This is a genomic window from Methylobacterium mesophilicum (genome assembly GCF_036441335.1).
Lineage (GTDB): Bacteria > Pseudomonadota > Alphaproteobacteria > Rhizobiales > Beijerinckiaceae > Methylobacterium > Methylobacterium mesophilicum_B.
In genome coordinates this window covers 107,303-128,336 of the sequence record NZ_MLBW01000033.1, presented here as the reverse complement: position 1 = coordinate 128,336, position 21,034 = coordinate 107,303, and the positions used below count along the sequence as shown (strand labels likewise).

Annotated in this window: 17 protein-coding genes and 2 pseudogenes; 4 read left to right on the top strand and 15 right to left on the bottom strand. The window is 72.1% G+C overall.

The window, feature by feature from the left end; translation table 11 throughout:
- Positions 1-133: 133 nt before the first annotated feature.
- The gene (locus tag MMR14E_RS20385; protein WP_331316798.1) at positions 134-568 is read right to left on the bottom strand and encodes a hypothetical protein; all 435 of its coding nucleotides are present in this window, start codon (positions 566-568) and stop codon (positions 134-136) included.
- Positions 569-1,812: 1,244 nt separating this feature from the next.
- Here MMR14E_RS20385 and MMR14E_RS20380 point away from each other — a divergent pair.
- On the top strand, positions 1,813-2,904 hold the full coding sequence (locus MMR14E_RS20380) for a DUF4272 domain-containing protein (protein ID WP_331316797.1): 1,092 nt from the start codon (positions 1,813-1,815) through the stop codon (positions 2,902-2,904).
- 12 nt (positions 2,905-2,916) lie between these two features.
- On the opposite strand, the gene MMR14E_RS20375 is transcribed toward MMR14E_RS20380, so the two are convergent.
- The 9 genes and pseudogenes from MMR14E_RS20375 to MMR14E_RS20335 all read right to left on the bottom strand — a co-directional run bounded on the left by MMR14E_RS20375 (position 2,917) and on the right by MMR14E_RS20335 (position 12,598).
- Positions 2,917-4,305, bottom strand: coding sequence for an FAD-dependent oxidoreductase (locus MMR14E_RS20375; RefSeq protein WP_331316794.1), 1,389 nt, complete (start codon positions 4,303-4,305; stop codon positions 2,917-2,919).
- Positions 4,306-4,392: 87 nt separating this feature from the next.
- Positions 4,393-4,875: a nucleoside deaminase gene (locus MMR14E_RS20370; RefSeq protein WP_012321704.1), complete on the bottom strand. Its 483-nt coding sequence runs from the start codon at positions 4,873-4,875 to the stop codon at positions 4,393-4,395.
- 716 nt (positions 4,876-5,591) lie between these two features.
- Positions 5,592-5,939 (bottom strand): Hpt domain-containing protein, encoded by a 348-nt coding sequence (locus tag MMR14E_RS20365; protein WP_331316792.1) that lies wholly within the window; start codon positions 5,937-5,939, stop codon positions 5,592-5,594.
- 204 nt (positions 5,940-6,143) lie between these two features.
- Positions 6,144-7,253, bottom strand: coding sequence for a glycosyl hydrolase family 8 (locus MMR14E_RS20360; RefSeq protein ID WP_331316790.1), 1,110 nt, complete (start codon positions 7,251-7,253; stop codon positions 6,144-6,146).
- Complete coding sequence (locus MMR14E_RS20355) at positions 7,250-7,444, bottom strand: hypothetical protein (RefSeq protein ID WP_331316788.1); 195 nt, start codon at positions 7,442-7,444, stop codon at positions 7,250-7,252. The genes MMR14E_RS20360 and MMR14E_RS20355 overlap by 4 nt, the downstream gene beginning before the upstream one ends.
- A gap of 128 nt (positions 7,445-7,572) precedes the next feature.
- Positions 7,573-9,891, bottom strand: a pseudogene (gene bcsA / locus MMR14E_RS20350) (UDP-forming cellulose synthase catalytic subunit); the annotation flags it as partial.
- An 80-nt stretch (positions 9,892-9,971) separates the two neighbouring features.
- Entirely contained in the window at positions 9,972-10,715 is a 744-nt protein-coding gene (bcsS, locus tag MMR14E_RS20345) for a cellulose biosynthesis protein BcsS (RefSeq protein ID WP_331316786.1), read from the bottom strand.
- A 231-nt stretch (positions 10,716-10,946) separates the two neighbouring features.
- A complete protein-coding gene (locus MMR14E_RS20340) occupies positions 10,947-11,618 on the bottom strand; it encodes a response regulator transcription factor (protein ID WP_331316784.1) in 672 nt (223 codons plus the stop codon).
- Positions 11,615-12,598: a response regulator gene (locus MMR14E_RS20335; RefSeq protein WP_331316783.1), complete on the bottom strand. Its 984-nt coding sequence runs from the start codon at positions 12,596-12,598 to the stop codon at positions 11,615-11,617. The genes MMR14E_RS20340 and MMR14E_RS20335 overlap by 4 nt, the downstream gene beginning before the upstream one ends.
- Before the next feature lie 157 nt (positions 12,599-12,755).
- On the opposite strand from MMR14E_RS20335, the gene MMR14E_RS20330 reads away from it, so the two are divergent.
- Positions 12,756-13,067, top strand: coding sequence for a PilZ domain-containing protein (locus MMR14E_RS20330; protein WP_331316782.1), 312 nt, complete (start codon positions 12,756-12,758; stop codon positions 13,065-13,067).
- A gap of 8 nt (positions 13,068-13,075) precedes the next feature.
- Here MMR14E_RS20330 and MMR14E_RS20325 read toward each other — a convergent pair whose 3' ends face one another.
- On the bottom strand, positions 13,076-13,594 hold the full coding sequence (locus tag MMR14E_RS20325) for a hypothetical protein (RefSeq protein WP_331316781.1): 519 nt from the start codon (positions 13,592-13,594) through the stop codon (positions 13,076-13,078).
- A gap of 669 nt (positions 13,595-14,263) precedes the next feature.
- Between MMR14E_RS20325 and MMR14E_RS20320 the strand changes: the two genes are divergently transcribed.
- A complete protein-coding gene (locus MMR14E_RS20320; protein WP_331316780.1) occupies positions 14,264-15,220 on the top strand; it encodes an antibiotic biosynthesis monooxygenase in 957 nt (318 codons plus the stop codon).
- A 284-nt stretch (positions 15,221-15,504) separates the two neighbouring features.
- Positions 15,505-15,627: pseudogene (locus MMR14E_RS20315) on the top strand (ABC transporter ATP-binding protein); the annotation flags it as partial.
- Positions 15,628-16,614: 987 nt separating this feature from the next.
- Here MMR14E_RS20315 and glnT read toward each other — a convergent pair.
- The 4 genes from glnT to MMR14E_RS20295 all read right to left on the bottom strand — a co-directional run bounded on the left by glnT (position 16,615) and on the right by MMR14E_RS20295 (position 20,964).
- Entirely contained in the window at positions 16,615-17,913 is a 1,299-nt protein-coding gene (gene glnT / locus MMR14E_RS20310) for a type III glutamate--ammonia ligase (RefSeq protein ID WP_331316779.1), read from the bottom strand.
- Positions 17,914-18,053: 140 nt separating this feature from the next.
- Complete coding sequence (locus MMR14E_RS20305) at positions 18,054-19,382, bottom strand: FMN-binding glutamate synthase family protein (protein ID WP_331316778.1); 1,329 nt, start codon at positions 19,380-19,382, stop codon at positions 18,054-18,056.
- Positions 19,382-20,071, bottom strand: a complete 690-nt coding sequence (locus MMR14E_RS20300) for a protein glxC (protein ID WP_331316777.1) — start codon at positions 20,069-20,071, stop codon at positions 19,382-19,384. The genes MMR14E_RS20305 and MMR14E_RS20300 overlap by 1 nt, the downstream gene beginning before the upstream one ends.
- Positions 20,071-20,964, bottom strand: a complete 894-nt coding sequence (locus tag MMR14E_RS20295; RefSeq protein WP_331316776.1) for a glutamine amidotransferase family protein — start codon at positions 20,962-20,964, stop codon at positions 20,071-20,073. The genes MMR14E_RS20300 and MMR14E_RS20295 overlap by 1 nt, the downstream gene beginning before the upstream one ends.
- Positions 20,965-21,034: the final 70 nt, after the last annotated feature.

The window sequence follows — 21,034 nt, the reverse complement described above, 5'->3', positions numbered from 1 at the left end:
ACCTAAGATCGATAGAAAAAATCGGGATTTTCATAAAGTAATAAGAGCGTTCTGAGATATTAGGCCGCTCTAGTGCGCGCGCGGAGTGCCTGTACGATCTTTCGGCCGCCGGCGCCTCCCGCCGCGCGGACGGTCAGGCTGCGGTCCGGAACGCCGCGCGCCCGTTGCGGAGGATCGAGATCAGCGCGCCGAGCAGGCCGGCCAGGATCGCCCCGTCGATCGCGAGGAGAGTGATTGCCCGGTTCCACAGCCGGTCCAGGCCGAGATCGGTGGTGACGGTTTCGGGATGCGCCGGGTCGGCCATCACGTCGATCGTGTAGTCGCCCGCGTGCAGGCCGGTGAACACGTAGTTGACCCGGCGGGTCACGCTGCCCTGGGGCGTCCGCAGCGAGAGCGTCGCGTCGCAGATGTGGAAGACGAGCTTGCTGCTGCACTGGCCGTCGCTCACGCGGGCGTCCGGGACGGGCCGGGCGGCCTCGCGGATCTGCCAGTCCGAGATCAGCACGGGCGCCGTGTAGACGGCGCTGGCCGCGAGGATGCCGCCGAACAGCACGAAGCCGAACACCACGCCGAGGATGACGCGCCAGCTCGCGCGGTCCTGCGGCAGGCGCAGGGTTTCGGCGCTCTCGGGCTTCGTGGGCGATCCCATGTGATCCTCAGACAGGCTCGGCTTCGGGAGGGTGGCTGCCGGCCGTGGCGGTCGCGCGCGCGGCGCGCTCGGCCAGGGCGCGGCGGGCNCAGGGCGCCGCACGCGGCGAGGATCGTGCCGCCGACCGCGCCGGCCGCGATCGCCAGGAGCTTCACGCTGCCGCCGCCGAGGCCGCCGTCGACGAGCATCCCGGCCTCGAAGAGGACCACCGCGACGAGGCCGGCGGTCGCCGCCACGATCTGGACGGCGAGCGCGGCCGGGAGTAGCCGCCGCACCAGCGAGAAGCCGCGGACCAGGGCGTCGCGCGAGCCGCGCCCCAGGCGCCCGAGCAGGCCGCCGACGAGCAGCACGAGCACGGACAGCGCCGCCGCGATGCCGCCCCCCGCGACCGCGACCGCCGGCAATCGGCTTCGCCAGTCCATCACGGCGGCGAGGGTCCCCGAATGGTCGCGGATCTCGCGGGCCTTCACCACGGCGTAGGGGCCGCCGTAGAGGCGGCCGTCGTGCCGGAACTGCAGGCTGAAATCGGGGCGCCCGTCCCGCGGAGACCGCGCCTCCAGATCCGCCACGACCGCGCCGAGGCGGTCGCGTTCGGCCGCGAAGGCCCGCCGATCGTCGACGCCGCGCTGCGACTGCCAGAGCCCGATCAGCAGGATCGCGAGCGGCAGCAGCACGGTCGCTGCCAGGAGGCCGGCGAGGGCGCGCGGACGCGAGCGTTCGCGCGGGGGCGCTGCTTCGGCGATGGTCGACTCCCGGATGGCGAGACGCGGGCGCGGCAAGGTGGCGGATGGATCGGCGTCCCGGTATCGAGCCGGCGCAACGAACAGTCTCGACCGAGGAAGCTATAGGTGCGATCGAGCCATAGCTTCCGGAGGACAAAGATTGGGCGCAACCAGATCGATATCCGATTCGACGGCCGGTTTTCTAACCGGTCGGATGGCCAGGTCAACCGAATGCTGCGACTATGACTCCGGCGCTGACCCGGTGCCGGGCGCGGCGCCGGGTCAGCGCCTTGTCCGGCCGGAACGCCCGCCGCACTGTGCTTGCGTCCGCTCCTGCGCCTCGCTTGCGACTCTGCGGCGGGCGCGACCGGACACGGTGAGCCCGGTGCGGATGCCGGCCTCGACGGCGCCGCTGCGCGGGAAGACTCGAAGGGAGAGACCATGAACCTGCTGAAGCGGCTGTTCGGACGCGCCGACGCGGCACCGGCGCCGGAGGCGGACGAGCCGCTCCTCGTCAACGCCTACGCGACCGTGCGCGACCTGCCCGCGCTCGCCTTCGACCATGCGCCGAACGGCCGGCGGGACCTGTCCGACCCCGCATTGCAGGCGCATCTCGACGGGTTCATCGGCTACGTCATGGGACGTGGCGACGGGCAGATGACCGCCGCCCGCTACCACCTGTGGCGCCACCTGCAGCGCGTCCGCAACCACGTCAGCTTCGCGGTCGCCGCGTCCGACCTGCCCCGCGTGGAGACCTGGGCGCTCGCGGCGAACGCCGTCCTCTTCCTGCCGGACGGCTCGGTGCGCGCGCCCGACATGGCGCTCCTCCTGTCGGCCGCGGGCGAGACGGATCCCGCGGCGTGTCTGCCCTATCCACCCGACGCCGTCGCGCGCCGCGCGCGGACCCTGGAGCGCCTGGAGGATCTGGACCCGAGACCGCCGGCCGGCATGCCCCCGGCGCTGGGCGAGGCGGAACTCGCGCTGCAACCGCCGGCGGAGGTGCTCCGGCGGGCTCTGGCCCTGCTCTACATCGCCGCCTGGGGGCAGGCCTTCGGCGCCGGCACGACGCTGCTCGCGCCGGGACAGAAGGCGCTGAATCCCACCGGCTTCGCTTCCCTGTCACCGGCCGAGCGGGCCCAGATCGAGGCGGCGGACCCGAAGGACGCCGCCGCGGCGTCCTGGCGCTACGAGGCCGCCAACACCTTGCTGTGGGCGCTCGGCGTGAGCGCGGCCCGGATCGCCGACAGCGACGCCACGGCCGACGTGGACGCGCTCTGGCGGGCGGTCGCGCCCCTCGCACGGGACGCCAGCGCGACCGAGTCCGCGCGCCTGCGTCCGTCCGGCGAGATCCTGGAGGCGCTGGACCGCGCGTGGCGGCAGCACTGGGTCGTCCGGCAGGCGCGGCAGAAGGGGACAGCCCTCGCGGGGCTCAACGGCGACGTCGTGGCGGAGCGCCACGTCGCGCTCAACTGGCTGACCGGCTTCCAGAACGACCGCGACGCGCCCTGGGACGCGATCGACACGCCGACGTGACCGCGCCGCGACTCAGCGAAGACCGTCGAAGTGGTCGAAGAACACGCGATCCGGATCGTGCCTGTCGCGCAGCGCGCACAGTCTCTGCCACTTCTCGGGCGTGAACGCCTGGGCGACGATCTCGGGCTGCTCGACCGTGTTGCTCTCGCCGATGTAGTAGCCGACATTGAACGGCTTCAGCGCGGCGATCACCGACTGATGCCACGCGGCGTTGGCCTGATCGCCCGCAGCCTCGTGCCACATGGTCCAGGGGCCGCCATAGACTTTCCCGCCGATGGAGCGGGCCATGTTCCGCTGCGGCCCCGGGACGTCGGGTCCGCAGAAGATCGTCGCCAGGAACACCGAGGTCTCCGAAGGCGCGCTCCGCCACAGGGGCAGGATCGCCGCCATCAGGTCGCCGGGGCTGTGATTGGAGTAGGTGGCCTCGACCCGGGATCGCAGGCCCTCCGGGAAGAGCGCGCCGGACGCGTCGAAGAGCTGCTCGAAGTCGAGGGGCGTCACCCGCGCGCTCGACAGGGGCTCGGCCGGGGCGTCATCCAGCGGCGCCAGCGCGCGCCGCGCCGCCTCCGGTGTGTCCTCGAAGGCTGTGGCCGTGATCAAGCAGACCCAGCCGTTCTGGGCCGCCGCCACCTCGGCCAGGGCGGGCGGCGCCTTCACCAGGAACTGGGTTAGCTCGACGCTCGGCGCGATCGTGGGCGCTATCTTGCCGAGCCACGTGCCGATGGCCGGCGCGTCCTCGAGGCGATAGAAGTACTCGCTCCCATGAATGGCTCGCGGCAGCGCGTGGAGTTTGAGGAAATACTTCGTGACGATCCCGAAGAAGCCTGAGCCGGCGCCCCGCGCGGCCCAGAAGAAGTCCGGGTTCTCGGTCTCGCTGGCCCGGATCAGGTCGCCCTGGGCGGTGACGAGCTCGATCGCCTCGAGGCTCTCGGTCCCGTAGCCCCAGACCGTGGGGTTCCAGGCCATGCCGCCGCCGAGGAAGTAGCCGCTCGCCTTGACCTGAGGGCAGTGGCCGGTCGGGAAGGCGAGGCCGTGGGCGTTGAGCGCCTTCTGGAGGTCGCGGTTGCTCAGAATGGGCTGGATGACGGCCCGGCGCTGCGCGACGTCGATCGCCAGGATCCTGTCGAGGCTCCCGAGGTCGATCAGGATCCCGCCGTTGCGAAGGGTCGGCTGGCACCAGTTGTGGCCGCCGCCGCGGACGACGACCTTGAGGCCGTGCGCGCGGGCGAACTTCACCGTGGCGACGATGTCGTCCTCGTCGGCCGCCTTGACGATCACCTGCGGCGCCCGGTCGGGGATCAGCCTGTTCCACAGGTTCCCGTGAAGGGCGTCCCGGAACTGCGGGTCGCCCGCGGCGATGACCGGGCCCTTGCAGGCCGTTCTCAGAGTCTCAGCGTTCATGACACGGCACTGCGCGGGCGAGAGGGCCCGCTCGGGCGAAGCGGCCAGAGCGGGCGGAACAGGACGGCCGATCGTTCGATCCGGTCCTCAGTAGGGGACGCGGTCCGCCTTCTGGGCGTACTTCTTCCAGACCTCGACGGCCTCCTCGCGCATGATCTGCTGGGTCGGGATCGAGCGCTCGCCGACATCCTTCTTCAGCTCGGCGTAGATCATGCTGTCGTCGAAGCCGCCGTATTCCAGCGCGTCCTCGACCTGCGCCGCGTAGTAGACGTTCTTCACACCGGCCCAGTAGGCGGCCGCCATGCACATCGGGCAGGGTTCGGCGCTGGTGTAGAGCGTCGCGTTGCGGAGCTTGAAGCTGCCCTGCGCCTTGCAGGCCTTGCGGATGGCCTCGATCTCGCCGTGCCAGGTCGGGTCGTTCTCGGCGACGACCCGGTTGGCGCCCTCGGCGATGATCTCACCGTCCTGGACGATCACGCAGCCGAACACGCCGCCGGCGCTGTCGACCAGCGACGTCTTCTCCGACAGGGCGATCGCCCGGGCCATGAATTTTTCGTGATTGTCAGACATTGGAACCTCTGTCGTCGCAGAACTGATCGGTTGGTCGAGACTCTGGACCGCCGAGATTTATTTATCGAGGGGCGATCAATTTTGTTGTGTCGAACCGCACTAGACTTCGTGAGTGTGCTTAACAACTCCGGATCGACTGACCGACATTGCCTTCGGATGGGGCGACGTCGCCGCGCGGTCCGGCCGAGCCGTGTCGGCCGAGCGGCGCGCGCGACCGCCGTCGATCCGCGCGTGCAGGATCGACGGCGGGGCGTCGCGCGGCGCGGAGCGTCCCGCTGAAACCGTGCGTCCCACGCAGCGCATGTGCGTCAGCCAATAACGGTCGGCCACGATGTGTCCGTCGACAGGATAGACAGATCCGTCGGAGCCCCGTCAACGCTTCCGGGCAATCGACCGAACTGGAATTGTAAATGTCCAGAAATGCAATAAAGCGACCTCGAACAACTGATCAATGTTGTCGGCGTGTCGATCCGGTCAGCACATCCGGCGGATCGCGGTCGTGGCGGCCGCCCATGATCGGCGCGGCGGCACCCCGGCTGAGACGGAGGGACAAGAAATAATCCGTCCCGTCGCGGTCGGGCACGCCGGCCTCAGGGCACCGCGATGCCGGTCGGAGGGGGCGACGGCGCGACCGGTCCGGAAATTCCAGGCTTCGCGGTCCGAGAGTCCAGTCACGGGTGCCGGCCCGGATCGCGGGCCGTCCCGGGATCCGGCGATCAGGCCGCCGGGCGCTCCGCGAGGACCTCGCGGATGGCGTCCCGGGCCCGCCCGAGGGCATCCGTCTCGTCCGAGCCGCCGGTCACGGCGGCCTCGAGGGTCCGGCACGCCGCCGCCAGCCGCGTGTAGCCGAGGCTCCCCGCCATGGCGATCAGGGCGTGCGCCTCCTGGGCGATCGTCGGGCGCAGGGTTCCGGGCGGGAACGCCGCCTCGATGCGCGACCGCAGGTCGCCGGTCAGGCGCGCGACCTCGGCCGCGCCGATCGCGTCGCGGAGGCGCTGGACCCGCGCCGCGTCGCGGACGGGTTCCGGATCGTCNGAGGCCGTCCTCGTCCTCGCCGCCGGCACGCGCGGTCCAGAGATCGGCCGGCGGCTGCCAGCCGGGATGGCGCCGCCGCAGCCGCTCCGTCTCGGCCTCCACCCGCGCGCGCTGGTGCTGGCTCGCGTAGTAGCGCAGGGCGGTCTCGTCCGGCCTGCCCGCGGACCCGGTGGCGGACCCGGCGGCCGCCGGTCCGATCGCCGCGGCTGCGGCGGCCAGCAGGGCGGCGAGGATCAGCGCGGTGCGCATGCCGGATACCGCGCGTTCAGGGCCGCCAGGGCGAGCAGCTGCAGGGTGACGGGGTAGTAGTTCTCGCTCTCGGCACGGACGCGCGTCAGGGCCGCCGGGAACGGCGTGCCGCGGCTCGCGCAGGCGGCCAGCGCCGGGATGGCGGCGTAGCCGGTCTCGGTCAGCCGCGCGGCGACCCGGCCGGTCCCGGTCTCGACCAGGGTGAGCCCCGCCTCGGGCTTCTGCCACAGGCCGAGGAACGGCGCGTAGAGATCGGGCTCGGTGACGCCCGCCATGGCGAGGTAGAGCGGGATGCGCAGCGCGTTGTAGCCGAACTCGGCCGGGAACCCGTCGGCCGGACGGGGCGCTGCCCCGGACAGCGAGATCCACTCCACCGGCAGCCGCTGCGACCCGAACCGGGCGGCCGCGATCAGTCGGCGCCCGCTGCGCGCGAGCGCCCGCCAGTCGAACTCGGGCGCGAGCAGGCCGACCCGGTCGAGGGCCGGGAAGACCCAGTAAGAGAGGTTCACGACCGGGCCGTCCGCGCGCTCCTCGGCCGAGAAACCCGCCACCGCCGGCAGGATCAGCGGGCCTTGCGGCGCCCGCGGCAGGAGCAGCTTGCGCCCGAGCTCGACGGCGATCCGGCGGCCGGCGACCTGATGCTCGGGCTCGTGCCACGCCTCGGCTGCCTCGGTGAGGGCCCAGGCGACCAGCAGGTCGCCGTCCGAGGCGTCGTTCATGTCGGCCACGGCCGGGCGCTTGTCCGGCTCCCACCGCCACGCGAGCAGCTGGTCGTCGCGGACCATCAGGTTCGCCCGGGTCCAGGTCCAGATCCGCTCGAAGGTGTCGCGGTCGTCCGCCGCCACGGCGAGCAGCATCCCGTAGCCCTGGCCCTCGCTGTGGCTGATGCCGCCGTTGGCGGTGTCGACCACGCGGCCCTGCTCGCTGATGAACCGCCCCTTGTAGGCCCGCCACGCCTCGGCGTTCCGGAGGGTCCCGGCGAGGGGCGGGGGCGCCGCGGCGCGCGCCGGATGCGCGGCCAGAGGCGCGGCCAGGACGGCCAGGACGCAGAGGGCGGCGAGGACGCGCGGGAGAACGCTCAGGAGGGCACTCATTCCGGTCTCCGGCCGAGGTTGCGCACGAGCAGGTGGGTCGAGCCGGCGAGGCCGCCGGCCAGGAGCAGGCCGGCGAGGCCGAAGAGGCCGGCGTGGAGCGAGAGCCAGCCCGCCGCGACGCGGCGAAGGTTGCCCGGGGCCGGCGCCAGGGTCGCCACGTAGCGGGGCTCGGTCGCCGCCTCGACCGCCACGCCGCCGTCGACGGACGAGAGCGCNCTTCCGTGAGCGGGATCGCGACGGAGACGTCCGGTTCGGCCGCCTGGAGCGGGACCGGCACGGGCACGGGCACGGGCTCGGCCGGCGCCGGCTCGGCTGTCGCCGGAGCCGCGACCGGAGCAGCGACCGCGACGGCGGATGGTCCCGCCGGGACGAAGGCCGCGGCGGCCTGCTCGACGAACACGTCGGCGACGGGCAGGGGGATCGATGCCGCCTGCCGGATCTCCACCGGGGCCGGGGCGATCGCCGCGGGGATCCCCGGAGCGGTCGCGGGCGCGGCGCCGCGATCCCGGAGCGCGTAGGTGACGGCCCGGACCGGCTCGGTGACGCCCCAGGCCAGGAAGCGGAGGCTTCCGGAGAGCAGGTCCTTCGGCCGGCGCCGGCCCGAGAGGAACGCCTGCAGGGCGGAGACGTCGCCGTACATCAGCTCGGCGAGCCCGCGGAACAGCGGCGCGCCGGCGCCCGCGGAGGCGACGTCCCACGCGACCTCCCAGGTATCGTCCGACAGGCCGGCGCGCGGGTGGAAGGCGAGGACCGCGTCGGACCCCTCGGCGAGGACGATCCGGCCCGGGCTCCCGGCCTCGGCGGCGGCCGGCCAGGTCGACCCGTCGCAGCGGCGCAGGCGGCAGCCCTCGGTGGAGGCGCGCTCCACCACCACCTCGAACACCGCGCCGCCGACCGACGCGACGGCGCGCCGGTTCACCGGCAGGCTGTGGCTGCGCTCGGCCTGACGGCGCTCGGCCACCACGCCGAGGGCCGCGCCCGCGATGACGAGGTTGAACAGGCACCAGAGCCCGACGACGAGCATCAGGCTGGTGACGCCCGGCTCGTAGAGGTAGCGCCACGCGGCCGTCGCGCAGCCCGCCGCCAGCGCCCCGAAGATCGCGAAGAACGGCCACGCCAGCCCCGACAGGTGGTCGCGGTCGAGCCCGAGGCCCTTGTTGGTGACGGTGAAGCTCGGCTTGCGGGGCGACAGCACCACCGAGACGATGGAGCGGGCGAGGTAGACGCCCTGCACGTACTCGTAGAGTTCGGAGACCCACGGCCAGCGCACGTGCCCGTACAGGTAGTTCTGCATCATCATGTTGGCGACCACGTAGGTCGCGGTGTAGACCAGCGCCTCGTCGATCGAGGAGACGAAGATCTTCACGTCGAAGAATATGTGCAGCAGCGGCGCGAGCATGAAGATCAGGCGCGGCAGCGGGAAGAACCAGAAGGTCATGCTCGACAGGTAGCAGAGCCTCTGAATCGGCTTCAGGCCGCGCTTGAACAGCGGATTCTTCAGGAGCATGATCTGGAACATGCCCTGGCACCAGCGCGCCCGCTGGCCGATGAAGTCGGCGAAGGTCTCGGGCTGGAGGCCGGCGATCAGCGGCCTGTCGACGTAGGCACTGGTCCAGCCGCGGGCGTGCAGCTCGAAGGCGGTCTCGCAGTCCTCCGTGATGGTGACGCCCGAGAACCCGCCGACCGCGTCGAGGGCGCTCCGCCGCAGCAGCGCCGCCGAGCCGCAGAAGAACGAGCCGTTCCACTTGTCGAGGCCGGCCTGCGTGACCCCGTAGAACATCTCGTTCTCGGACGGCATCCGGGTGAAGGTCCGCAGGTTCCGCTCGATCGGGTCCGGGTTGATGAAGACGTGCGGGGTCTGCACCAGGAACAGCTTCGGGTCGCGGGCGAACAGGCCCACGGTCTCCCGCAGGAACGGCCGGAACGGCGCGTGGTCGGCGTCGAGCACCAGCACGAGGTCGGCGCGGCCCTGGGTCAGGCCGTTGTTGAGGTTGCCGGCCTTGGCGTGCGCGTTGCGCGCCCGAGTCAGGTAGCGGACGCCCAGCGCCGCGCAGAGCGCCTGCAGCTCGGCGCGGCGGGCCCGCGCCGCCCCGGCCCTGGCGGGATCCGGGTCTGCGCATTTCTGGTCCGTGCCGCCGTCGTCCAGCAGCCAGACGGTGGCCCGACCGGCCGGGTAGTCGAGGTTGCGCGCCGCCGCCAGCGTGAGGCCCAGGATCTCGGCGGATTCGTTGTAGGACGGGATGAAGATGTCGACGGTGGGAAGGTCCGCCTCGGGCAGCGCCGGCGCGGCGCCGCGGGCCAGCGGCGCGACGTTGACGATCAGGCTGACCGTGAGGATCAGAACGCAGTAGAGCTCCGCGAGCGCCAGCACGACGCCGAGCCCGAAGCTGACGGGATCGTCGAGGGTCGGCAGCGTGCCGGTCACCCGCCAGTAGACGTAGCGGATGACCACGGCCGTGCCGAGTGCCAGGAAGGCCATCCGGGCGAGGCCCCGGCGGGGGAACAGCAGCCAGAGCGCGACCATGCCGGCCCCGGCGGCGGCGCAGAGCATGCCCTGTGCGCTCAGGCCCACCGGCTGCGTCAGGAAGCCGACGGCGAGGGCGGCGCAGAGCGCCCAGGTCGCCCAGAGCAGGCCCATCAGGAGGCGCGGGCGCGCCGGCGAGGCGGCCGGGTCGGCCTGGGCGGGCGCCGGGCCGTGGGTAGGTGTCGCGCGGGCCATCAGAAGCCCGTCCGCATGTCGAGGGCGGTGTAGAGGCCGCCCTTGCGCACGTGGTCGTGGACGTAGCCGGCCGAGAGGCCGAGCTGCACCGCGCCGATCTGCATGCCGCTCAGGTGCCCGCCGACCCGCCACTGCCGGTAGTAATCGTCCCCGAGGGCGGCGAATTCCGGCCCGACATAGCCGCCGGCCAGCGCCGCGACGCCGAAGCGGACGCGGCCGTAATAGGCGTTGAACGCGGTGCTGTAGGTGCCGGTCGCGTGGAACATCGTGAAGGCGGTCGGCCGGGCGTAGTAGTCGAGCGCCGTCTTCAGGCCGACGCCCGTGCGGGCGACCGTCTCGGTCAGCCCGGATTGCGCGACCTCGTCGCGGCGCACCGCGAGGCCGACGTAGCCGCTCAGCACGCTGTCCGGGCCGACGAGGGCGTAGCCGGCCATCGCGGCGAGGTCGGCCTGCTGGCCGACGGCGCGGGGGGCGCCGGGGCTCTCGGCGCGGTACGATCCGATCAGCCCGTCGACCCGCACGCGGACGCCGCTGGTGAGCAGGTCGCCCGCGGGAGCCGCCGTCACGGTGGCGCTGGCGAATTGCGAGCCCTGCGAGGCGATCGCCGCCGAGGTGTCGACGGCGACGATCCAGGCATCCGGGCCGGCCGGGGTCTCGGCCCCGGTGTACCAGTCGGCGGCCCGGGCCGCGGGGCATCCCGCCGCGGCCAGGGCCGCGGCCCACCCGATGAGGCTGCGATGCATGTCGATACGCTACGTGACTTGCAGGACACCGACAGAATCCGGCCTCTATCCCTAACCACTCCTTTCCGGGGTGCGGACAATACAGAGCGAAGAAGGATTAGGCCGCTATATGTCGGTCTGCCCGCAGTCGATCCAGTAGACGTTGCAAGATCTCGCCGGGGCCGCGCAGCACCCGCAGGCATTCGTCCGCGGGCCGGCGATGCCCACAGGCTGTGGACGGGCCGGCCGGGCCTAGGCCGGCCGGCCTAGTCCGGCGAGGATCCGCGGACCGGCGGCTGCCGCGGCCGCCCGGTTGGCGACGCCGAGGGTGCGCAGGAGGGCGGCGACGTGCACCTTCACGGTGCCCTCGCCGAGATCGAGTTCCCGGGCGATCTCCTTGTTGGAGCGCCCGGCCACGATGCGTTCGAGCACCTCCCGCTGCCGGCGGGTCAGCGACACCTCGCCGACCGGCGGCGCGGCCGCGCTGGGCGGCGGGTCCGCCATGAAGGGCGGCACGTAGATCGCGCCGTCGAGGATCGCCGAGACCGCCCGCAGAACTTCCGCGGTCCCGAGGGTCTTGGGCACGTAGCCGTGGCTGCCGGCGGCCAGCGCCGTCAGCACGTCGGCCCGCGCGGTGGAGGCCGAGACGATCGCGGCCTTGACCGCCGGGTAGCACTCCCGCACCGCCGCCACGGAGCCGGCGCCGGCCATGCCGGGCATCTGCAGGTCGAACAGCGCCAGGGCGGTCTCGGGTGTCCCGGAGAGGGCGGCGAGCGCCTCGTCCAGGCTCGCCGTCTCGATCACCCGCGCGAAGCCGAGCTGCCGGGACAGCAGCGACGCCATGGCGAGGCGGAAGAACTCGTCGTCGTCGGCCAGGATCGCGACGCGGCCCTCGGCGCCCGCGCCCGGTCGGGTCGTCGTCATGGCCGCGCTCCCGGGGCGCTCCGGAGGGACGCGGTGCCGCCGGAGAGCAGCGTCCGGGTCTCCGCGACGGCCGCGGCAGCGAGGTCGCGGGCGCGGGCGAGCAGGGCGTCGAAGGTCACGTCGTCGCCGGCCTGTTCCAGGGCCGCGCAGGCCCGGCTGAGCGGCATGAAGCCGAGGAGGCCGCTCGCGGCCGCGAGGGCGTGCGCCTCGGCGCGCAGCGTCGCGCGCCCGGCCGAGGTCTCGGCGGGTCCGGGATCGGGCGGCGCGAACGCCTCGGCGGCCCGGGTCTGGAACTGCCCGAGGAGCCGGGCCAGCGTGTCCGGGGCGATCAGCGCCATGTTGTCCGCGTAGCGGGCGCGGTCGAGGGTCGGCTCGTCCTCCGGGGCCGCAGAAGCGGTCGCGCCGACGGGGTCGCCGACGGGGTCGCCGAGCCACCGCGCCACGGCGGCGCAGAGCTCCTGGGGCTCGAACGGCTTGCCGAAATGGTCGTCCATCCCGGACGCCCGGAACGCCTGCACCTGATCCGGCAGGACGTTGGCGCTCATCGCCACGACGGTCACCCGCGCGGCCGGGCCCGGCAGGCAGCGGATCAGCCGCGTCGCCATCATGCCGTCGAGGCGCGGCATCTGGACGTCCATCAGGACGAGGTCGTAGGGCGCCGCCTCGACGGCGCGCACCGCCCCGATGCCGTCGGCCGCGACGTCGACGACGTGCCCGGCGGCCCTGAGCACGGTGCAGGCCAGCTCGCGGTTGATCTCCACGTCCTCCACCAGGAGGATGCGGCCGGTGCGGCCGGGCCGCGCCGGTGCCGACCGGACGAGGATCGACGCGCCGCCCGCGGACGCGAAGGTCACCCGGCCCGCGCCGTCGAGGCGCAGGATCAGCCCGGCCGCGGCGTCGACGATCTGGCGCAGGGCCTCGGTCTCCGGAGCGGGGGCGCCGGGGCGGGCGGGCTGGGCGAGGGACAGGTCTGCGCTCATCGGCTCCGACACGGGCGGGCGCGGAACTGGCGCGCGGGCGCAGTGTCGTGGCAGAAGGTTAACCGGCTCTTTACCTTAATCGAGAATGTATTTGTCTCTATTAGGTCGGTGTGTGTGTCTATCGTCAAGATGAGATCGTCCTGCCCGCGAGGGCACCATGCGTGAGGCCGGCGACCGGCGCGCGGCGCCCCGATTTCCGGTCACGCTCTCGGCCCGGGTCCGGGACGCGGCGCGCAGCTATCGGGCGGCGATCCTCGACGTCAGCGCGGGCGGCCTGCTGATGGCGATGCCCGACGGGTTCGCGGCCGCGCCCGGCACGGTGCTGGTGATCGACGCCGCGATCCTCGGGACCGTGCGCGCCCGCGTCGTGACGACCAGCGCGCGCGGGCTGCACGTCCAGGTCGACGCGGACGCGGAGGCCTACGCCCGCGCCGTGCAGCGGGTCTCGCGGATCGCGCGATCCTGGTAACGCCGGGCTCAGGTGTTGAAGTCGAGCAGCCGGGAACTCGCGAAATCGGTGTTGCGGGCGCCGTCGCTGCCGTAGCCGATGGTCCGGCTCTGCGTCCGCTGCATCTGCTGGATGAAGGATGCGAGCGTCTCGCTGGGGCTGAGGGGCGCGTCGCCCGAGGCGGTCGGGTCCTCGGACGCGCCGGGGGTTCCGGTGAATGCGGAGCTTGCCGAGTGCGCCGCCGCCGCGTCGGACGGGCCGGCGGGCGCTCCGGTATCGGGCGCGGTGAGCAGCTGGCGGAGAACGCCGCCCTGGTCGCCGGTGATGCGGCCGGCGGTGATCTGCTGGTCGATGAGGGCGTCGATGCGGTCCCGCATCCGGGCCGGATCGAGAGCCGGCGCCGCCGGGACCGTCGCCGCGCTGCTCGACGTCGCCCGGCTCGCCTCGGCGGCCGGGACGCCGGTCACCGGCTCGGGTTGCGGGGTGCTGCCGTCGAGAACGCGCTGCGTCAGGGACGTGCTGAGCCCGGCGGGGGGCGGTCCTGACACGGCATTCATCGCGGCACGCACAAACCCCAGAGGCCCTACGACAGCCCCCGTGTGTGATCGGTTAGTGTTAAGGCTGCCTTACGGGGGCGCCGGACTGTCCGGCCGGGCCGCCGCGGGGCTCGGGCTGCCGCGGGGCTCGGGCCGAGGCGCGGGCTCTCGGCTGCCCGCGCCCCGGGACGATCGTCCCCGGCCCGCCCTTTTCGTTGTCGCTCCGTCCCATCCCGGCGCGCGCCGGGCCCGGCCGGCACCGAAAAGTTCCGGCGTCCCAGGCCCGGCGCGCGTAAGATAAATATCGTTCAAGCCTTTCCGCTAAAAAGACCAGATCTGTAGAGAACCTACTGTATTTACAAATAACATATCTATCCGCTGTGGCGATGTCTTGACTTCGGTCTCGGCGTGCCCGCTGATGCAGGCTCGCAGTCCGGCGCCGCCAGTCGACTGGTAGGCGTTGGCTGCAAGATCAATTTTCGGCTGTTCGTCCTCGTGTTTCGCGGAGCGGCAGGTCCCGGCGAGTCTGGCGCCGTCTCGGTGTCACGGGCCACGAACCGGCGATCCGGTCCGCCGGTGTCCGGGGCCGCCCGGCGGTGATCGGGCGCGGCGCCGAGGGCCGTCGGCCACGCCACCGAACGCGCGAGTGCAGGCAGCCGTCCAACGGAAGCGCGTCGGTTCATGAGCGGTGCCACAACGTCCGTCAGCATCGTGACGCAGACGACCATCCGGCCGGAGAGCGCGGATGCCTTCGCCCGCTGGCAGGTCGACACCAACGCCGTCGTCGCGACGTTCCCGGGCTTCATCGAGCAGCAGCTGATCCCGCCGCGCCCGCCGCTGCAGGTGGACTGGGTGATCGTGCAGCGGTTCCATAGCCTGGATCAGGCCAAGGCCTGGCTGGCCTCTCCCGAGCGGCAGGCCCGCATCCAGGGCGCGACGCCGATGCTCGTCGGCCGCGACGACGTCCACATCGTCAAGGACGACGCCAGCGCGGCCCGGACCTCGCCGGTCAGCGCGGTGATCAGCACCCGCGTGAAGCCCGGCATGGAGGCGGCCTACCTCCGGTGGGAGCAGAAAATCGCGGCCGCGCAGTCGCGGGCGCCCGGCATGCAGGGCTACCGGTTCGAGCCGGCCGTTCCGGGGGTTCAGGAGGACTACGTCGCGATCCTGCGCTTCGACAGCGAGGCGAACCTGCGCACCTGGATGGACTCGCCCGAGCGGCAGGCCCTGGTCGCCGAGGCGGCGCCGCTGACCGCGGAATTCCACACGCGGACGGTGCAGAGCGGCTTCGAGCAGTGGTTCCGCAACGTCGCGCCGCCCGGGGGCGCGGCGCCCGCGGCGTGGAAGATGAACATGATCGTCGTGCTGACGCTCTACCCGACCGTGTTCCTGTGGGGCGTCCTGGTCGGCACGCCGATCCTTGCCGGGATGCTGAAGGTGGATTTCCCGGTCGCCCTGTTCATCGGCAACGTGTTCAGCGTGCTGCTCACCGCGCAGATGGTGCCCTGGACGGCCAAGCGGCTCAGCTGGTGGTTGACCCCGGAGCCGGAGCGCCGGACCCGGGTCAACCTGCTGGGCGCCGCGCTGCTGATCGCCGCCTACGCGCTCATGATCCTCGCGTTCTGGAAGCTGTTGTGACCCGCGTCGCGCCGGGGCAGGCTCCGGGCACCCGCGCTCGTGCCGCGCCCGCCGCGCGGCGTCGGTCGGGGGAGGGGCGCACCATGCTCCGCTGGCTGTCCCGGGGAAGCCCGTTCTCCGCGGCGGCGCTGCTGCTGATCCTGGCCTGTGGGACCGGACTGGCCGGTCTGGCCGAGGCCGAAACGACCTCGGATGCGGCCGCGACACCGGCTTCCGCTCGCGCTGGAGAATCCGGCGGGGCGCGCCGGCCGCAGCCGGKCGCGGCGCCGGCGAGCCGTCAGGGGGCGCTGATCCACCGCCCCGATCTGCTGCTCCTCGACGAGCCCACCGTGGGCCTCGACCTCGAGTCGCGGGCCGACATCGTGGCGATCGTCCGCGCCCTGGCGAGCCGTCAGGGGGCCAGCATAGCCGTCGCGGCCGCGACCGCGATGGCGGCCCCGCCCTCGTTCTTCGGCTTCTCCGACACGGTCGTGAGCTACCGGTTCCAGGGACCCTCGGCGGAGCCCGGCCTGTTCGTGCGGCGCCCCAACGGCACCGCGCAGGGCGGTTTCGCGCCGCGCGAGGTGCCCAAGAACGTCCTCAACCTCTTCCACGCCAATTCGTGGGCTTACGGCACCAACCTGCTCTCCCTCGACATCCTCAGATCCGGATCCCAGGACCCGGCGGGCGACAAGGAGCGCCCGTTCAAGGATTACGGCGCGACCGAGGTTTACCTGATCTACCGGGGTGTCCTGAGCCTGAACAAGATCTTCGAGACCGAGTCCATCGCGATTCCCGGATTTGTCAAAGACGTCGGCCTGTCGTTCGGAGCCGACATCAATACTAAGAACACGTATTTCGATGCCGAGAAGCGGGCTGGCACGTTCGGTCTGAGCTTCGCCTTCGACGTGCCGGCCGGCTTCGTGAACCTGAAGGTTCAGGGCTACAAGGACTTCTCGCGCAACGGCTTCGCGGGGAACGGGCCCACGCCGGGCATTCCCGGGAGCGGTGCCGTGCCGGGCTTCGACTACGCGCACTTCCGCAGCGTCGAGTTCAAGATGACCCCGGAATTCGAGATCACCTACACGATTCCGCTGACCTTCACCGGGCTGCCGCTGTCGCTGGCGGGCTTCAACACCATCGTCCTGCCCAAGGGGCGCTACGGCACGATCAACCAGAACGACACGCAGCTGGAGTTCGTCTCACAGACGAATCTCGTCCTCGATGTCGGGCAACTGCTCGCCGACGCGCCCAACCGCGTCGAAGTCTTCGCCGGGTTCCAGTACTGGCGCAACAAGTTCGGCGCCGATCCGCGGCGCACCATCAACACCGAGGAGAAGGCCCTGATCGCCGGCGTGGCCTACCATCTGAAATGAGCCGGCCGCTCCCGGCCCTTGGCGCCCGGCGCCGGGGGATCAGCAATCCAGGGTCGTGTCGCGCTCCCACTGGGTGAGGTGCTGGCAGTAGGCGTTCCACTCCTCGTTCTTGAGCTTGAGATAGCTCGGCACGAAGGGGCCCAGGGCCTCGCCCAGGATCGCGCTGCCCGACAGGGCGCGCAGGGCGTCCAGCATGTTGAGCGGCAGCCGCTTCAGGCCCTCGACCGTGTGGCCGTCGGTGTACATGTTGATGTCGAGGCGCGGGCCCGGATCCCTCTGGTTGCGGATCCCGTCGAGGCCCGCCGCCAGGATCGCGGCCTGGAGCAGGTACGGGTTGACGGCCCCGTCGGCGAGGCGGAACTCGAACCGTCCCGGCCCGGGGATGCGGATCATGTGGGTGCGGTTGTTGCCCGAATAGGTCACGGTGTTGGGCGCCCAGGTCGCCCCCGAATTGGTCCGGGGCGCGTTGATCCGCTTGTAGGAATTGACGCAAGGGTTGGTGATCGCCGCCAGCGCGTCGGCCGAGTGGATCAGGCCGCCGATGAAGTGGTAGCCCGTCGGCGACAGGCCGCTCGGGTCGGACGGGTCGGTGAAGGCGTTCCGCCCGTCCCGCCAGAGGGAGACGTGGGCGTGGCAGCCCGAGCCGGTCAGGTCCGCGAACGGCTTGGGCATGAAGGTCGCGCGCAGGCCGTGCTTCTCGGCGATCGAGCGCGTCATGTACTTGAAGAAGGCGTGGCGATCGGCAGTCACGAGGGCGTCGTCGTAGTCCCAGTTCATCTCGAACTGGCCGTTCGCGTCCTCATGGTCGTTCTGGTAGGGCTTCCAGCCCAGGGCGAGCATCGCGTCGCAGATCTCGCTGATCACGTCGTAGCGCCGCATCAGCGCCGACTGGTCGTAGCAGGGCTTGGTCTGCCGGTCGGACATGTCGGCGGGCTCGGCGCCGTCGGCGGTGATCAGGAAGAACTCGCACTCGACCCCGGTCTTCATCTGGAGACCGAGATCCGCCGCCTCCGCGATCAGGCGCTTGAGCAGGTTGCGGGGCGCCTGCTCGACGGGACGCTCGTCCATGACGAGATCGGCCGGCAGCCAGCCGACCTCGGGGCGCCAGGGCAGCTGGATCAGCGCGCCCGCGTCGGGGATCGCGAGGAGGTCGGAATCGGCCGGGCTCATGTCGAGCCAGGTGGCGAAGCCCGCGAACCCGGCGCCGCTCCGGCAGGTGCTGGCGATCGCCGCGGCCGGTACGAGCTTGGCGCGCTGGGTCCCGAACAGGTCGGTGTACGAGACGAGGAAATACTTGATGCCGCGCTCCTTGGCGGCGGTCTCGAGATCGAGCGACATCGCATGCACCCTCACTAGGGCCGACGAGGGCCGGAACGGGGAGGGGTCGCCCGGCGGCGGCCCCGGTCTCTCGGAGCGCGGTCGTCAGCGCGCGGTCGTCAGCGCGCGGCCGTCACAACCCGGCGCTCACGGCCCGGCGCTCACAGGCTGGCCTTGCCGGGGATCCAGTCCGTCCCGGCGAGCGGGACCTGGGCCATGGCCGCGGCCTCGATCGTCAGGGCCACGAGGTCCTCGGGCTCCAGGTTGTGGAGGTGGCTCTTGCCGCAGGCACGGGCGATGGTCTGCGCCTCCAGGGTCATGACGGCGAGGAAGTTGGCGAGGCGCCGGCCGCCCAGCACGGGGTCGAGCCGCCGGGCGAGCTCCGGATCCTGCGTGGTGATGCCCGCCGGGTCCTTGCCCTCGTGCCAGTCGTCGTAGGCGCCCGCCGTGGTGCCGAGCGCCGCGTACTCGGCTTCCCAGCGGGGATCGTTGTCGCCGAGCGCGATCAGCGCCGCGGTGCCGATCGCCACCGCGTCGGCGCCCAGAGCCAGCACCTTGGCGACGTCGGCACCGGAGCGGATGCCCCCGGAGACCACGAGCTGGACCTTCCGGTGCAGGCCGAGATCCTGGAGGGCCTGCACGGCGGGCCGGATCGCCGCCAGGGTGGGGATGCCGACATGCTCGATGAACACGTCCTGCGTGGCCGCGGTGCCGCCCTGCATGCCGTCGAGCACCACGACGTCCGCGCCGGACTTCGCCGCGAGGGCGGTGTCGTAGTAGGGGCGGCTCGCCCCGACCTTCACGTAGATCGGCTTCTCCCAGTCGGTGATCTCGCGCAACTCCTCGAGCTTGATCGCGAGGTCGTCCGGGCCGGTCCAGTCCGGGTGGCGGCAGGCCGAGCGCTGGTCGATGCCCGGGGGCAGGCAGCGCATCCCGGCGACCCGCTCGGTGATCTTCTGCCCGAGCAGCATGCCGCCGCCGCCGGGCTTGGCGCCCTGGCCGATCACCACCTCGATGGCGTCGGCCCGGCGCAGGTCGTCCGGGTTCATGCCGTAGCGGGACGGCAGGTACTGGTAGACCAGGGTCTGCGAGTGGCCGCGCTCCTCCGGGGTCATGCCGCCGTCGCCCGTGGTGGTCGAGGTCCCGGCGAGGCTCGCGCCGCGCCCGAGGGCCTCCTTGGCGTTGGCCGAGAGGGAGCCGAAGCTCATGCCGGCGATGGTCACCGGGGTCTTCAGGCGGATCGGTTTCGAGGCGAAGCGGTCGCCGAGCACCACCTCGGTGCCGCACCGCTCGCGGTAGCCCTCCAGCGGGTAGCGGCTGATCGAGGCGCCGAGGAACAGCAGGTCGTCGAGATGCGGGAGCGCGCGCTTCGCGCCGGCGCCGCGGATGTCGTAGATGCCGGTCGCCGCTGCCCGGCGGATCTCCGCCATGACCTCGGGGGTGAAGGTCGCCGAGGTGCGCGGCGCCGTGCGCGGGGGCGTCTCGGCCATCAGTAGGCTCCGGCGTTGTCGACGTGGAAGTGGTAGAGGCTGCGCGCGGACCCGTAGCGGCGGAACTCGCCCGGATCGACCTCGCCCGCGAGCCCCGCGGCCGCGAGCTTCGCGTAGAGCTGTTCCCGGTGTGCGTCGCCCATCGGCCTCTCGACGCAGTCGGCGCCGAGGCTCGTCACCGCGCCGCGGACGTAGAGCCGGGCCTCGTAGAGCGAGTCACCGAGCGCCTCGCCGGCATCGCCCAGCACCGTCAGGGTTCCGGCCTGGGCCATGAAGGCCGACATGTGGCCGATCGACCCCTTCACGAGGATGTCGACCCCCTTCATCGAGATGCCGCAGCGCGCGCCGGCATTGCCGTCGATCAGGAGCAGGCCGCCCTGGGCGGTGGCGCCGGCCGACTGGCTGGCGTCGCCGCGCACGTGGACGACGCCCGACATCATGTTCTCGGCCACGCCGACCCCGGCATTGCCGCCGATCACGACGGTGGCCTGCTTGTTCATGCCGGCGCAGTAGTAGCCGGCATTGCCCTCGATCTCGACGTGGACCGGGGCGTCGAGGCCCGCCGCGATGGCGTGCCGGCCGTCCGGGTTCACGACCGTCCAGCGGGTCTCGTTCGTGTCCGGCCTGAGGGCGTGGAGGGCGCGGTTCAGGGCGCGCAGCGGCTCGGTGCGCAGGTCGACGGTCGGCATCAGTGGCGCTCCCAGGCGTAGACCTTGGCGGGTTCCGGCTCGAAGACCCGGGCGGTCTCGATGCCGGGCAGACCCACGAGGGCGCGGTACTCGGAGCCGAAGGCCACGTAGGCGTCCGTCTCGGCCATGACGGCGGGCTTGCAGGCGATCGGGTCGCGCAGGACCGCGAAGCCCGTCCGGGTGCCGACCACGAAGGTGAAGAACCCGTCGAGATCGGTCAGGCTCGCCTGAAGGGCCTCTTCGAGGGAGGCGCCGGCGCGCATCCGCCAGCTCAGGTAGCCGGCGGCGACCTCGGTGTCGTTGCTGGTGGCGAAGCGCACGCCCTCCCGGCGCAGACGCCGGCGCAGGTCGTTGTGGTTCGACAGGGAGCCGTTATGGACGAGGCACTCGTCGAGCCCCGTCGAGAACGGGTGGGCCCCGTTGGTGGTCACGGCGCTCTCGGTCGCCATGCGGGTGTGGCCGATGCCGTGGCTGCCCGCCATGCCGGCGAGGTCGAAGCGGTCCGCCACCGCGGCGGGCAGGCCGACCTCCTTGTAGATCTCCATCCGCCGGCCCGCGGAGACGACGTCGATCTCCGGCGCGTGGTCGGCGAGCCAGGCGCGGACAGTGTCCGCCGCCGCCGCGTCCACGGTGAGCACCGTGTGGGTGTTCCGCGCGCGCGCCGCGCAGTCCTGGCCGGTCTCGGCCTCGAGCCGGGTCACGACGGTCGCCAGCGCCCGCGCATCCGCCCCGCGCAAGGTGAGCTTCACCCCCGCGGCGGTGTCGCCGTAGACGGCGAAGCCGGCGCTGTCGGGGCCGCGATCGGTCATCGTCTCCAGCATCGCGGAGAGCAGCGCGCCGAGCTGCGGTTCCAGGCTCGGAGTCTTCAGGAATAGTCCGACGATCCCGCACATGACGCTGCGAACTCCGTGCCGCCTGCCGGCATACGGCTCGCACGGCGTCCCGGATTCGTCAACTGAGGAT

What these genes read in the sequence shown, in the direction of transcription:
- MMR14E_RS20370 (WP_012321704.1), bottom strand. Translation starts at nt 4,875, where the DNA reads ATGTCTGACAATCACGAAAAATTCATGGCCCGGGCGATCGCCCTGTCG.
- glnT (WP_331316779.1), bottom strand. Translation starts at nt 17,913, where the DNA reads ATGTCGCTCGATCTCGAGACCGCCGCCAAGGAGCGCGGCATCAAGTAT.
- MMR14E_RS20335 (WP_331316783.1), bottom strand. Translation starts at nt 12,598, where the DNA reads ATGAGCGCAGACCTGTCCCTCGCCCAGCCCGCCCGCCCCGGCGCCCCC.
- MMR14E_RS20375 (WP_331316794.1), bottom strand. Translation starts at nt 4,305, where the DNA reads ATGAACGCTGAGACTCTGAGAACGGCCTGCAAGGGCCCGGTCATCGCC.
- MMR14E_RS20295 (WP_331316776.1), bottom strand. Translation starts at nt 20,964, where the DNA reads ATGTGCGGGATCGTCGGACTATTCCTGAAGACTCCGAGCCTGGAACCG.
- bcsS (WP_331316786.1), bottom strand. Translation starts at nt 10,715, where the DNA reads ATGCATCGCAGCCTCATCGGGTGGGCCGCGGCCCTGGCCGCGGCGGGA.
- MMR14E_RS20330 (WP_331316782.1), top strand. Translation starts at nt 12,756, where the DNA reads ATGCGTGAGGCCGGCGACCGGCGCGCGGCGCCCCGATTTCCGGTCACG.
- MMR14E_RS20340 (WP_331316784.1), bottom strand. Translation starts at nt 11,618, where the DNA reads ATGACGACGACCCGACCGGGCGCGGGCGCCGAGGGCCGCGTCGCGATC.
- MMR14E_RS20300 (WP_331316777.1), bottom strand. Translation starts at nt 20,071, where the DNA reads ATGCCGACCGTCGACCTGCGCACCGAGCCGCTGCGCGCCCTGAACCGC.
- MMR14E_RS20360 (WP_331316790.1), bottom strand. Translation starts at nt 7,253, where the DNA reads ATGAGTGCCCTCCTGAGCGTTCTCCCGCGCGTCCTCGCCGCCCTCTGC.
- MMR14E_RS20305 (WP_331316778.1), bottom strand. Translation starts at nt 19,382, where the DNA reads ATGGCCGAGACGCCCCCGCGCACGGCGCCGCGCACCTCGGCGACCTTC.
- MMR14E_RS20320 (WP_331316780.1), top strand. Translation starts at nt 14,264, where the DNA reads ATGAGCGGTGCCACAACGTCCGTCAGCATCGTGACGCAGACGACCATC.
- MMR14E_RS20380 (WP_331316797.1), top strand. Translation starts at nt 1,813, where the DNA reads ATGAACCTGCTGAAGCGGCTGTTCGGACGCGCCGACGCGGCACCGGCG.